General features: G+C 64.1%; 15 protein-coding genes and 1 pseudogene. 7 read left to right on the top strand and 9 right to left on the bottom strand.

Annotated features, from left to right (window positions below; translation table 11 throughout):
- Positions 1–2: 2 nt before the first annotated feature.
- The gene (locus LQE90_RS05675) at positions 3–782 is read right to left on the bottom strand and encodes an SDR family oxidoreductase (RefSeq protein WP_216528819.1); all 780 of its coding nucleotides are present in this window, start codon (positions 780–782) and stop codon (positions 3–5) included.
- 303 nt (positions 783–1,085) lie between these two features.
- Here LQE90_RS05675 and LQE90_RS05670 point away from each other — a divergent pair, with 303 nt between their 5' ends.
- From LQE90_RS05670 to LQE90_RS05650, 6 genes and pseudogenes are all read left to right on the top strand, one after another.
- Positions 1,086–1,829 (top strand): lantibiotic protection ABC transporter ATP-binding protein, encoded by a 744-nt coding sequence (locus LQE90_RS05670; protein WP_216528820.1) that lies wholly within the window; start codon positions 1,086–1,088, stop codon positions 1,827–1,829.
- On the top strand, positions 1,826–2,680 hold the full coding sequence (locus LQE90_RS05665; protein WP_231088217.1) for a lantibiotic immunity ABC transporter MutE/EpiE family permease subunit: 855 nt from the start codon (positions 1,826–1,828) through the stop codon (positions 2,678–2,680). The genes LQE90_RS05670 and LQE90_RS05665 overlap by 4 nt, the downstream gene beginning before the upstream one ends.
- Positions 2,665–3,489, top strand: a complete 825-nt coding sequence (locus LQE90_RS05660) for an ABC-2 family transporter permease (RefSeq protein WP_216528821.1) — start codon at positions 2,665–2,667, stop codon at positions 3,487–3,489. Before LQE90_RS05665 ends, LQE90_RS05660 begins: the two co-directional genes overlap by 16 nt.
- A gap of 73 nt (positions 3,490–3,562) precedes the next feature.
- Positions 3,563–3,904 (top strand): annotated as a pseudogene (locus LQE90_RS12560) (response regulator); the annotation flags it as partial.
- 156 nt (positions 3,905–4,060) lie between these two features.
- Positions 4,061–4,246: a winged helix-turn-helix domain-containing protein gene (locus LQE90_RS12555; protein WP_370632890.1), complete on the top strand. Its 186-nt coding sequence runs from the start codon at positions 4,061–4,063 to the stop codon at positions 4,244–4,246.
- Entirely contained in the window at positions 4,234–5,691 is a 1,458-nt protein-coding gene (locus tag LQE90_RS05650; RefSeq protein ID WP_216528822.1) for a sensor histidine kinase, read from the top strand. Before LQE90_RS12555 ends, LQE90_RS05650 begins: the two co-directional genes overlap by 13 nt.
- Positions 5,692–5,741: 50 nt before the next feature.
- Here the strand turns inward: LQE90_RS05650 and LQE90_RS05645 are convergent, their stop codons facing one another.
- Both LQE90_RS05645 and LQE90_RS05640 read right to left on the bottom strand, forming a co-directional pair.
- On the bottom strand, positions 5,742–6,212 hold the full coding sequence (locus LQE90_RS05645; RefSeq protein ID WP_114567656.1) for a hypothetical protein: 471 nt from the start codon (positions 6,210–6,212) through the stop codon (positions 5,742–5,744).
- Positions 6,213–6,233: 21 nt separating this feature from the next.
- A complete protein-coding gene (locus LQE90_RS05640) occupies positions 6,234–6,671 on the bottom strand; it encodes a LytTR family DNA-binding domain-containing protein (protein ID WP_216528823.1) in 438 nt (145 codons plus the stop codon).
- A gap of 250 nt (positions 6,672–6,921) precedes the next feature.
- Here LQE90_RS05640 and ucpA point away from each other — a divergent pair, with 250 nt between their 5' ends.
- On the top strand, positions 6,922–7,713 hold the full coding sequence (ucpA, locus tag LQE90_RS05635) for an SDR family oxidoreductase UcpA (protein ID WP_216528824.1): 792 nt from the start codon (positions 6,922–6,924) through the stop codon (positions 7,711–7,713).
- A gap of 1 nt (position 7,714) precedes the next feature.
- Here the strand turns inward: ucpA and LQE90_RS05630 are convergent, their stop codons facing one another.
- The 6 genes from LQE90_RS05630 to LQE90_RS05605 all read right to left on the bottom strand — a co-directional run bounded on the left by LQE90_RS05630 (position 7,715) and on the right by LQE90_RS05605 (position 11,612).
- Complete coding sequence (locus LQE90_RS05630) at positions 7,715–8,419, bottom strand: GyrI-like domain-containing protein (RefSeq protein WP_216528825.1); 705 nt, start codon at positions 8,417–8,419, stop codon at positions 7,715–7,717.
- An 18-nt stretch (positions 8,420–8,437) separates the two neighbouring features.
- Complete coding sequence (locus LQE90_RS05625; RefSeq protein WP_216528826.1) at positions 8,438–8,824, bottom strand: MmcQ/YjbR family DNA-binding protein; 387 nt, start codon at positions 8,822–8,824, stop codon at positions 8,438–8,440.
- A gap of 22 nt (positions 8,825–8,846) precedes the next feature.
- Entirely contained in the window at positions 8,847–9,470 is a 624-nt protein-coding gene (locus LQE90_RS05620; RefSeq protein WP_216528827.1) for a DJ-1/PfpI family protein, read from the bottom strand.
- A 10-nt stretch (positions 9,471–9,480) separates the two neighbouring features.
- Positions 9,481–9,945: a GyrI-like domain-containing protein gene (locus tag LQE90_RS05615; RefSeq protein ID WP_114567650.1), complete on the bottom strand. Its 465-nt coding sequence runs from the start codon at positions 9,943–9,945 to the stop codon at positions 9,481–9,483.
- Between the two features lie 95 nt (positions 9,946–10,040).
- Positions 10,041–10,967 (bottom strand): helix-turn-helix transcriptional regulator, encoded by a 927-nt coding sequence (locus tag LQE90_RS05610; protein WP_216528828.1) that lies wholly within the window; start codon positions 10,965–10,967, stop codon positions 10,041–10,043.
- Between the two features lie 3 nt (positions 10,968–10,970).
- Positions 10,971–11,612: a GNAT family N-acetyltransferase gene (locus LQE90_RS05605; protein ID WP_231088216.1), complete on the bottom strand. Its 642-nt coding sequence runs from the start codon at positions 11,610–11,612 to the stop codon at positions 10,971–10,973.
- Positions 11,613–12,331: the final 719 nt, after the last annotated feature.

Below are 12,331 nucleotides of genomic sequence, written 5' to 3'. Positions count from 1 at the left end.
TCCTAGTAGACTTTCTCGGAATTGAGCAGGGCGTCGGTGCCGCCGTCCACGAACAGGACCACGCCGTTGATGCCGCATGCTTCAGGGGAGGCGATGAACGCCATGGCGTTGGCGATCTCGATGGGCTCCATAAGGGGCTCTTCGCCGAAATGCGTGGGCACGGGAATGGCTTCCATGGCCGCGCGCTGCTCAGGCAGCATGTTGTCGGTCATCGCGGTGCGCACGTTGCCGGGCGCCACCGCGTTCAGGCGCACGCCCCGCGATCCCCACTCGGGGCTCATGCGCCGCACCCAGCGGGCAAGCGCGTACTTCGTGGACGCGTAGTACACGTGGCCGATGGCAGGATCCACGTCTTTGACCAGTTCGAGAATGCGGTCCTCGTCGGCATGGTTGTTCAGCATGCCGGCTACGTCCATGCGCGCTGCTCCTTGCGCGATGGAGTTCGACGACGTGACCGTGCAGCTTCCTCCGCGCTTTTCCAGCAGGTCGAACACGCCGCGAGCCATCTCGGTGGCGCCAAAATAGTTGAGCGACACGATAAGCGATATGGGAGCCTTGCCGCCCGAAACGCCCGCGTTGCAGATCATGGCGTCGATGCCTTCGGGGTAGCGTTCGTGCAACTCGGCGATCGCGTGCGCGCGTCCGTCTTTGGTAGCCAGGTTCGCGTTGATGTCGCCGCCGTTCAGGTCTATGTTGACCACCTCGTGGCCGCGTCCGCGTAGGATTTCGGCGGTTTTCGCGCCGATGCCGCTTGTGGCTCCGGTGATGACGTAGATGCCCATGCCCGTCCTTCCCCTTGCAAGGTGCTTGCTTCCTTGCTGACGATGGTTGTCGTTTCGCTTCGAATCGTAGCAAGTTCTTGCACGCGAGGCTCGCCGCAGCAGGCCAGCGGTCGGTTGGTCTTCATGCACGGGCTGCGCGATTCGGCGAGCGGCGCACGTGCATGAACGTGCGAGCCGTTGACTTTTTGCTGTGCGCCTTTTTTCGCGAACGCGTTCGCGTCCTCGTTTTCCGCTTCCTTTAGAAATCCTTGAGAAACGGCTCGTATCGTGGATTGCGAAGAAGGCGAAGGAAAGGAAGCCAGCATGAGCCACCTGCTTGAAACCAGGAATCTCACCAAGCGATTCGGTCGCGGATCGGGCGCCCAAACGGCGGTCGACCGCGTGTCCTTGCATGTTCCCGAAGGTGCCGTGTACGGCCTTTTGGGTCCGAACGGGGCGGGGAAGTCCACAACGCTCAAGATGGTCGCAGGCATGCTGCGCCCTACCGAGGGCGATATCCTATTCGCAGGTCAACCGTGGTGTCGCAGTGATTTATACCGCATCGGGTCGCTTATCGAGAACCCGCCGGTGTACGCTAACCTCACGGCTCGCGAAAACCTGCGCGTGCGCACGACGCTGCTGGGAATCCCCGAGGCGCGCATCGACGAGGTGCTGCAAACGGTCGATCTGGCCGCAACCGGCAAGAAGCGCGCGGGGCAGTTCTCGATGGGCATGAAGCAGCGTCTGGGCATTGCGCTTGCGCTGCTCGATCGTCCGCGCTTGCTCATCTTGGACGAGCCGACCAACGGGCTTGACCCTATCGGCATCGAGGAGCTGCGCGGCCTGATACGTTCGCTTCCCGCGCAGGGCGTGACGGTGGTGGTGTCGAGCCATATTCTGACCGAGGTGTCGCATACGGCTGACCATGTGGGCATCATCGCCGAGGGCTGCTTGGCGTACGAAGACGAGCTTGCGCCCGGCACCGATCTCGAGTGGCTGTTCATGGACGTGTGCCGTCGGGTGGCAGTGGAACGCAGGGCTGCTGGCGAGGACGGGGGCATGCGATGAGGGCGCGGCGATCAGACGAGTGCGCAGCGAACGCGGAGCAGTCCCGCGCTTGCGCCGCCCGTACCGGGTGCCCTTTCGCGTTTGCCGCCTATGCGGCAGCATTCAGGGCCGAAGTGCTCAAGGGCAAGCGTGCCGCACCTCGCAAAATCGCATTGGTTGCTCCGTTGCCGTTCTGCGCGATGGGCATGGCGGCGGCCGGCGTGTTCGGCGGCGGCGCGATCGGGGCGTTTGCCACGTACGGCTGGAACTACTGGTACGCGCTCATGCTCCCCGTTGCCGTCGCGCTCATGACCGCATCGATCGCCAACATCGACGCGCGGCAGAAGCTGCGGCCCGTTCTTGGGTTGCCGCTGCCCCCGTCGAGCGCGTGGTGGGCCAAGACCGCGTACGCGTTGGTGCTTGCGCTGGCGGCGAACCTGGTGGTGCTGACGGCTGGCGTCGCGGTGAACCTTCTGGGTTATGATGCGCCATCTGCGGCGGCGGGCCTGGTCGCAGCGGTGCTGTTGGTTGTCGGAAACGCCTGGATGGTTCCGGCGGGGCTTGTGCTTACCACGCGTTTCGGCACGCTTGTGGGCATTGCGATTCCCGTCGCGCTGCAGCTGGGAGCGGGCATCGCGTTCTGGACGAGCTCCGCATGGTTCCTCTTTCCTCCGGCAACCGCCCTGCGCGCGGTGTCGCCGTTCATGGGCGTCGCGCCTTCAGGCGTGCCGCTTGAGGCGGGCGATCCGTTGCTGTCGTTCGGGTGGGAGGCGATGCAGGGGCTTGGCATCGCCGTTGCGATCTTCGTCGCGCTGGCCGTGTTCGGTGCGCGATGGCATGGAAGGAGGGAGGCGAAATGGCGGTTCGGATGACGTTCGGGCGTGCGGTTCGCTCGGAGATCGTGCGCGTGCGCCGCTCGCCGCTTGCGGCGATGCACCTGGTGATCGCGCTGGCCCTGGGGGCGGCCGCCGGTGCGTATTTCGCGAGCTCCGCTTGGGACAGCCTGCTGGGCGCCGATGCGTTCTTCCAGCTGCTGGGCGCCGGTGCGCCCCTGATCGTGGGCTTGTCGTGCGGCCTTTCCGTGGATGCGGAACGCGAGGCCGGCGATTGTGCGAACCTGCTGGGCGTGCCGTCGCGCAGGATCGCGTTCGCGGCGAAGGGCGCGGTGCTGCTGGCGCTCGGCTTCGCGGCTGCGCTTGTTGCGGCGGTGCTGTTCTGGGGGATCGTCGTCGCGGCGGGGCGAGACGCTCCTTCGCTGGCGGCGTGCCTTGCGAGTGCGTGCGGCATCGCGGCGGGCAGCGCGGCGCTGTACGCCCTTTCGCTGTGGGTTGCGCTGCGCTTCGGAAGAAACGCAGCCATCGGGTTGGGCGCAATCGGATTCGGCGTGGCGCTCGCCTCGATGGGCGGTTTGGCAAACGGGCTGGTCACCGGTACGCTGAGCGGATCGTTCGGCGCGAACGCTGCCGTTTTCATCCCGTTTGCATGGCCTTCGCGTTTCGCATCGCTGGCCATAGAGCTGGCGATAGCCGGTCCGCTGTCGGCCGGGGCGCAGGTTGTGGCGGTACTCGTCGACGCGCTCGTGCGCATCGGCATCGCGTGCGCCGTTTCGACGATCGCGCTCGTAGCGGCGCTCCTCGTAGGCGCGGATCGTTTCGAAGACAAGAAGCGCGCCGGGGAGTAAGGCGCTCAAGGTACAATGAAGCCGAAAAGACCGATGTCGCGCAAAGGGGCTTGCGAGATAGCGGCCTGCGGCGATGAAGGGCGAAAGGAGCGGCATGGCTCGCTTGCTGGTGATCGATGACGAGAAGGCTATTCTCGATGCGCTTGCGCGCGTGCTCGAGCGGGACGGTCATACGGTGGTTGCGGAGTCCCGTCCGACGCGCGCGCTCGATCTTGACCTTGCTCGGTTCGATCTTGTCATCACCGATGTGATGATGCCCGATATGGACGGCTTCGAACTGGTGCGCCGCATGCGCGACCGGGTAGACTGCCCCATCCTGTTCCTTACCGCCAAAACCGAGGAAGGCGATGCCGTGATCGGCTACGGTTTGGGGGCCGACGATTACATCCGCAAGCCGTGCGGAGCAGCCGAGTTGCGCGCGAAGGTGGCGGCTCACCTGCGACGAGAGCAGCGCGACCACCATGTGGCGCTTGCGTTCGGACCCGTGCGCATCGACCTTGCGGCCAAAGAGGTTGCAGTCGACGGCGTTCCCGTTCGGCTGACGCCTACCGAGTACGCGCTTTGCGAGCTGATGGCGCGCCGCCGCGGTCAGGTGTTCTCCAAAGACGCGCTGCTCGAGGAGGTGTCCGGTTGGGATTCGCTGGCCAGCGCCGAAACCATCACCGCCCACGTCAGCGCCATTCGGGCGAAGTTCAGAGCGATGGGAGTCAATCCTATCGGCACGGTTTGGGGCGTGGGTTACAAATGGGAGCTTTAGGGGGCGCGCAGTCGCGGACTGCACGGGTCAAGGCGGGTGCCACGCATGCGGAGGACGAGCGATCGGGTTTGTCCGCCTCGCGTCGCGGCGTTCCGTTGGCGCTGATTATCGTACGCTATTTCGGCTACGTTCTGGTTGCGGTGGCGTTGCTGCTGGTCGGCTTCTGGACGACGTTCAGCTTGATGGCCAGCAGCGGGCTCGTCTACGTTGCCAATTATGCCGACGAGCGCGCTCCCGACATGGTCGCCGCGCTCGAATCCGGCGCGGTCGAGCCTGCGGACGTCCCTTCGTGCTATCGCTGGTGCGTATTTGATGCGGAAGGGCGCGTGCTCGCATCCGATATGGCGGACGGCGACCGGGCAGCTGCGTGGACGGTCGTTCAGGACGGATCGACCGTTGCGGGCTTTGACGGCTTGGGCGGGGTCCGCCAGCAGGCAACGGCCGTGCTGCCGAATGGAAACCGGTGCGCGCTGCAATACGACTTCGTTCCCGATTTCACGTCTCGGGCCCTGCGCGATGCGCTTCCCGATCCTCAGACGCTGCTCATCGGTGCGTTCTTCGTCCTGTTCGTTGCCACGGTCGCGCTGATCGCCGTGCGCGCGGCGCGGGTGATATCCCGCAAGATGCAGCCTTTGGCCGAAGCCGTGGCTCAGATCGAGCGGCAGGACCTCGACTTTGCCGTGGGGTCGACCAACGTGCGCGAGGTGAACGACGTATTGCGCGCCATGGAACGCATGCGCGCGGCGCTGGCCGATTCTCTGCAGGCGCGTTGGGCCGCCGACGATGCGCGCCGCCGGCAGGTGTCGGCGCTTGCGCACGATCTCAAAACGCCGTTGGCCGTTGCGCGCTGGAACGCCGACCTGCTGCACGAGACCGCGCTCGACGAGGAGCAGCGTGCATGCGTCGAGGATATGTCCGATAGCGTGCGACGCATGGAAGGCTACGTACGGCTTTTGGTCGAGGCTTCCCAGGCGGGCGATCCTGCCGTTGCCTCCGATGTGGATGTTGCCGTTCTGGCCGACGAGGTGCGGCGCCAGGCGCGGCAGCTGTGCGATGCGGGCGGGACGGCGCTTTCCTTCGACGCCACGTGCTCGGGTGCTGTTCGCGGTGATGCGACCAGCCTTGTTCGGGCTATTGCGAACTTGGTGTCGAACGCCGTCGAGCACGCTCCTGCCGGCTCGGAGGTGTCGGTGACGTTCGACGTGACCGAAGGCTGCTTGCGCATGACGGTGGAAGACGAAGGCCCCGGGTTTTCCGCAGCTGCGTTGGAGCGCGGAAAGGAGCGCTTCTTCACGGGGTCCGCGGATCGCAACGCCGAGGCCGGCCACTTCGGTCTGGGCCTTTCCATTGTGGACGACATCGCGGCGGCGCACGGCGGATCCTTCGAGATATCCAACCGGAGCAAGGGCGGCGCGCGCTGTGTGGTGAAGCTGCCGCTGGCGTAAAGTCGCGCTCGACGATTTCCTCAGCGGCGGAAAGCTGGTTGCGGCGGGTGCTATCGCTTCCGTTCGGAATCCGCTGTGCGCGTGTCCGCTTGGGTGCTTTGCTGCTTGCGGTAGCGGGCGAGCGCCTGCTCGTAGCTGCCGGCGGTCCTGCGGAAATAGGCGTTGTACCCGATGGTCGACAAGGCGGATATGATGAAGAAGATCACGACGAACTCGACCCACGCAAGGGGAATGTCCGGGGGAAACCAGGCGCCGATCCAGGCGCAGGCGGCTAGCGCGGGCAGCGCGCATGCGTCGAATCCGATCATGCGGGCAAGGTAAGCGGGCTTTTTGAGCACCGCTTCGGTGAACCAGAAGGCTTGCAGCACGCCGATCGACACGGTGGCGATCAGCAGCGAGGCGGTGAGGTTCAGCCCGTAGCTGGGACCTGCGAAGATGTAGCCCATGACTAGGCACACGATCATGGACACGGTGAAGAAAACGCAGATGGTAAGGGCGGTTTGAATGGCTATGCGCTTCATGGCGAACTCCTTTGCTGCGGGCTACAGCCCGATCTTCTGCTTGATGGCGGGAGCGTACTGACGCGATACGATGACGGTTTCGCCGTTGTCCAGCAGCAGCTGGAGTCGGGCGTTCAGGTACGGTTTGATGCCTGCAACGTGGTCGAAATTTGCCAGCAACTGCTTGGAGGCGCGCACGAATTCGGTTCCGGCTAGCCGGTCCTCCAGCTCGTACAGGCGAAGCGGCGTTTCCAGTACGGCGTCCTTCAGGTACAGGAACGTGGAGCCGTCTACGGTTTCGGCGTACAGGACGTCCCCGATTGCAACGATCAGGGTTGCGCCGTCGCGGGTGCCGGTGAGCTTGCGATCGAACGCGTTGAGCGAGGCGACGATGCGCTGCACGCGCTCGTCTATCCGCGGGCATTCGATGGCCACGCTGATGCCGTTCGCTCGAGGGATTTCGGTAATGGTTACGTTCATGGCATCGCTTTCGATTGGGGTTGAAGCGGGTAGTGCATCGGCCGATGCCGACAGTATCCCCGACCTTCCGGCGGCGCACAAGGCAGGTGCGCCCAGTTGCAAATGGGCGAGCTTCAGTTGCAGGCAGGCCGCTGTAGGTTGCGTTGGTTTCGGTTGTTTGACGTGCGCTCCCTTTCCTCGGCCAGGAAGGCGCCCCATGCTACAATCGCCCTGAGAACGATGGTGAAATCGTACGGCTAGGAGATCTGCCATGGCAAAGCTCGAAGGCAAGGTTGCATTCGTCACGGGAGCGTCTCAGGGTATCGGCGAGGGCATTGCGCGCGTGTGCGCGAAGCACGGCGCCCGCGTGGCCTTGGCCGACGTGTCTGCGCGCGTGGAGGACGTTGCCGCCGATCTGCGGGAGGCCGGGCACGAGGCCGTCGCGTTCGTCCTGGACGTTACGGATTCCGCTGCGCTTGCATCTGCGGTCGCGCGCACCGTCGAGACGTTCGGGAGCTTGGACGTGCTGTGCGCGAATGCGGGCGTGTGTCGGTTGGGAGACTTCCTGAGCATGACGGACGCCGATCGCGATTTCCACATCGACGTCAATATCAAGGGCGTATGGAACACCGCGCGCGCCGCGCTTCCCGTCATGGTCGAGCAGGGCGGCGGCAGCGTGGTCATCACCTCGTCGGTAACGGGCGACCTTGTTGCCGACCCGGGCGAATGCGCCTACGCGCTGTCGAAAGCGGCGCTCGTGGGCTTGACGAAGGCACTGGCCGTGGAATTCGCCGCCCGCAACATTCGCGTCAACTGCTTCCAGCCCGGGTACGTGGTCACTCCCATGGCCGAGAGCATCGCCCAGCAGTCGAATCCCGACGATCCGGAAAGCGTCTTGACCGAGATGGCGAAGGCTATCCCGATGCGAAGGCTGGCCCGTCCCGAAGAAGTGGGGGAGCTGGCCGCGTTTCTCGGCAGCGACGAGTCCAGCTACATTACCGGCTCCCAGTTCGTTATCGACGGCGGCTCCACGCTTCCGGAATCCGTCAGCGTAGGCGTGTAGGCTAAGCTGACGCAGGTCTCACCGGGTGGCGAACCACGGTGCGCAGGTTCTCCGGCTTGGATCGACGCGGGTCGCTCAGGTAGATCTCGTGATGCAGGCGCACGCCGGGCACGCCGCCGTTCGCGTCAAGCTCGGCGAGCAGCGCGCGTGCGTTCTCGGGATCGGCGATGTCGTCTTTCAGGTGGGAGTCGGCTATGAAGGCGGACAGGGCTGCGACGGTGGCCGGCTCGTCGTCGTAAGGACCGCGATGCAGAACCTGCGCGCAGGGGCCTTCGGCGAAGCGGACCAGGCGAGCTTGCGCGGTGTCCAGCCCCGGTTTTTTCGCGGCTGCCTTTTCGCGCGCCCAAGTGAAGGTTTCGGTCGTCACGAAGTCGGGCTGTCGAATCAAAGAGACCCATTGCAGCTTGCTTTTGTCTGTAATGCGACGTCCGTCGAAGCCGCCGGAGGCCGTCCACCAAAGGCCTTCGAGCGGCGCTACCTTGTATTCAAAGTAGCCATCCGGTTGCCAATCGCCGTTTTTCGCCATTCTGATGGTGTACGACAAGGCGTACAGAAGTCCCACGGCCTGCGCGTACGCGCCGTTTTCGTCGTTGGGGTCGCCCTCGCCGGCAACGGCGATGAACGTCATGGCAGGCGCCTCCACGAGCGCCGGCTTCGTCTTCGGAACGTAAAGGTCTTTGTGTTCCTTCGTGAAATCGAATGTCATGAGGCTATCCTCCTTGACTCAGATGACTGGATTGCCGATTATCTCGCGCTGCGCTTTTTTCGTCAGCTTGCCGAATACCAGGCTGTAGGAATGATCGCACAATTCGTACAGCAGTTCGTCGGGCACCGCGCCGTCCAGGTCGATGGATATCCAGTGGCGCTTGTCGGCGTAAAAGCCGGGCAGGATGTCGGCATGCTCGCTGCGCAATGCAACTGACCAGGCTGGATCGCATTTGAGCGACAGGAGCGAGCGACCTGCGTATGCGGCGGCGTGCTCTTGGCCGGGCTTCATGGCGGCAGCGAACATCTTTCCGCCAACCTGGTAGCGCCACCAGTCCCATTCCGCCTTGTAATCTTTGGTGCAGCCCGGCTTGGCAAGCAGGTATGCGTCTATGTAGTCGTGCATGGTTTGCGCTCCTTTGCCCGTGCTATGCGAATGCCCCGCGTTTGAATGCGGTGCGCCAGGTCTCGACGTTGCCCCACGGCTTGATATCGAGGCGTCCGAACAGCGCGCACGCCAGTTCGATTCCCGCGGCGCCATTCGCGGTGATGAAGCGCCCGCCGTCTACGACGGGCTGGTTCCGGAATCGATCGTGGCCCCGATAATGGGGTGCTAGCTGGGCAAACTCGTAGTCCGCGTTGCCCGTGTGATCGCAGTCGTCCAAGTAGCCGCGTTCGGCTAGAAACGAGCATGCGCCGTAGATTGCAGCTACCGGCACCGCGCGGGCCAGGCACGCGTCCACCAGCCACGCGCCCGCGCGTACGATGTCCGGTTCTTGCCAGCTTTCGCCGCCCACGAGAATCGCCAGGGCCAAATCTTCGGGAACCTCGTCGCGCTCCGCCGTCAAATCGGGCACTACGGTCAGTCCCCCTATCGACCGCACATTGCCCTGCCGCGTCGCCATGGTGCGCACGGCATATCCGGTTTCGGGTTTGTTGATTTCAGAGCAGGCATGCCCCACCTCCCAATCTGCGAATCGATCGGGCAGGAACGCAAGTACGGTGCCGCGGCGATTCCCCTGAGGTCCTAGTGCGTTGTCGCGTTCGCTCACTGAAGCTCCTTTACGCCAAAGCCACGAATATATCGATGTCGGCGCAGCTCATGTCTTCGCCGGGCAGGTACGCTTCGAAGTCGACGGTGAACGACCGTTGCGCCATGAGCGCTTCGTCGGTCCAGATGTCCATCCAGGCCTTCTGCACGCTCTCCACGCAGTCGCCGCCGCGGATCTCCACCTTCGCGTAGCGGCCGGCCGGTATAACCTGGCGTGCGGAGCCGGCTTCGGCTTCGTTCGTCTCGCAGCCGATGAGCAGGTCGTACTCGTTCGTGGCCAGGTCGTAGTTGTAGTAAAGCGCGAAGCAGGGGTAGGGGTTCGCAATCGCCCCCGGCACGCTCTTGTCCATGCCCTCTTCCATGAACCGCTGCCATAGGCCGCCGATGTCCGCGGTGCAGGAAGGGCTGTCGTTGGCGGTGCGCAGGGTGATTCCCGCAACGGTGCGCTCGGGAAGCTCGACGATCGTGTACTCCATGGCAGTTCCTCTCGATTTTGGTTTCGATGGCAAGGTGATTGTATGAAACAAAACCGGACAAGGCGTGTCCGCTACAGCAAGAATCGAAGGGATTTTCAAGGGGTTCGCGTTTCGTACGTCCGCGCGATCGCTTCCGCCTGCGATTGCAGCCAGGCGCGCAGGCGCACGGGTTCGGCTACTTCCAAACGGTCGCCGAACGACAGCAGGTAGAACATCATGCGCTCGGTTATGTCGCAGGATAGACGGACGCGCAGGCGGCCGTCTTCCAGCTGCTCGATGGCCGACGGTTCGAATTCTTCCCGAATGCGGCCGATGTCTTGCGGCGTTTGCGGGCTGAACAGCAGCACCAGCGGTTCAGCCGAGGCGGTCGTATAGCCTTCCTGCATCTGGGCTGGAAGCTCGCGCGGGACGAACGTTTCCGGCAACAGCTCCATCGAGTCCCATACGATGCGGAACAGCTTGAACGTGCGCCAGTCCTCGCGCATCCGGCACCACGCGCGAATATACCAGGAACGCTCCTTGAACAGGAGCTTGACGGGTTCGACCACGCGCTCGCTCGTGCGTTCCGCGGCGTCTCGGTACCTGAATCGCAAGGGGCGTCGTTCGAGGATCGCCCGTCGTGCCACGTCGAAGACGTTCTTGTATTCGGGCGGCGCGCCCCAAAACGAAAGGTCGATGTCCAGCCAATCGGCGCCTTCCCGTTGGAACAGGCGCCCAAGCCGTTCGTGCGTGGCGGGCGAGTCGGCGGCTCCGGTTGCCCTGAGCGCGGAAAGCGCGGCAAGGATGTCGTCTTTCTCCCTGTCGGTAACAAGGGATTTATCTAGAACGTATCCCTTCATGAGGTGCACGCCGCCGCCCTTGCCGCGCGTCATGTATACGGGAACTCCTGCGGCCGAAAGCGCCTCGACGTCGCGGCGCACCGTGCGATCCGATACCTCAAGCCGCGCTGCAAGATCGCCCGTCGTTCGCGGCGATCGTTCCATGAGCAAGAACACGATCTCGAAAAGGCGGCCTGCTTGCATCGGTCAGCCTTTCGCGCAGGCGTTTGCGCGCGCGAGCACGCTTCGTACCGTTTCGGGCCGCTCGCTTGCCAACGTGGGGAAGGGGACGACGGGTTCGGGTTCTGCGTCGAACGGGGCAAGGGCAAGCACGAGCCAGGCGACGTCGCGCCACGCTCCGCAGGTGTACCCCGCGTTCTTCTGGACGCCCATACACGTGAACCCGAAGGCTTCATGCAGGTGTTCGCTTGCAGCGTTCGGCACTGTGACCAGCGCATACGCTGCTTTCACGCCCTGTTCGCGCACCAGGTCCACAAGGGCGCGATACAGCACGGTTCCCAGGCCGCGCCCGCGCGTTTCGGGCGACAGGTACACCGAAAGCTCGGCGTTCCAGCCGTATGCGGCGCGTTCGGCTTGCGCATGGGCGTACGCGTAGCCAACGATGCGCGGCGTTTCGCCCGAGTTGGGCGTGCTGACGGTTTCTGCCACAAGGTACGGGTAGCCGGCTTGGATGTGCGCTATGCGTGCGCTGAATTCCTCTGCGCTGGGCACCGATTCTTCGAACGTGATGGGCGTGTCGATGTAAGGGGCGTATACGGACAAGATGCCGGCGGCGTCGTCGTCGGTGGCCAGGCGTATGCGAATGGGGACGTTTTCGACTCCGGACACGGCTGCTCCTTGCGTTGGTCGAGTTGCTGCGGCGTTCATGGTAGCACGTCCGCGAATCGTGCGAGGGCTTCGCGGAAGGGTCGCGCGTTCGCATGATCGGATCCGCTTTGTCGGATCCGCTACCGCATGCGCACGAAAAATCGCGTTCGCTGGCAGGTTCTGACGGTTTGCGGTCGTCGGACGAGCTTGCGATTTTGACGCCGCGTGTCCGGCATCGCGTTTTACCAGGTCAGAGAAGCGCAGTGATTTATCGAGCGCTCGACCTGTTCGTGCGGGCCTGCCATGAGGACCCCAAACCGCAAAAAACTGCCAGCGAACGCGATTTTTCGTGCGCTGCCAAGCCTGCAAGGGGTCGGACGGGGGCGGCGGTTCGTGCGCTGCCAAGCCTGCAAGGGGTCGGACGGGGGCGGCGGTTCGTGCGCTGCCAAGCCTGCAAGGGGTCGGACGGGGGCGGCGGTTCGTGCGGAGGCGCCTCGCGAAGAGTCGGACGGCGATGTTTCGCGCGTTTCGGACGGCAACGGTTCAAGCGCTGCCAAGCTGCAAGGGGCCGGACGGGGGCGCTTCGCACGCCTCAAGCGGCAATGCGCGTCACCTTGCAGCACGGCAAGGGCGCTTCCCGTGCGGACGGGAGGGGGCGCCCGTTCGCTTGCCCGAAACGCGTGCGGAAGACGACTTCGAAAATAAAATGCAACATATACTTGTCATTTTTCCCAATATGC

Source organism: Paraeggerthella hominis (genome assembly GCF_021044775.1).
Taxonomy (GTDB): Bacteria; Actinomycetota; Coriobacteriia; order Coriobacteriales; family Eggerthellaceae; genus Paraeggerthella; species Paraeggerthella hominis.
This window is presented reverse-complemented; position numbering and strand designations above follow the sequence as displayed.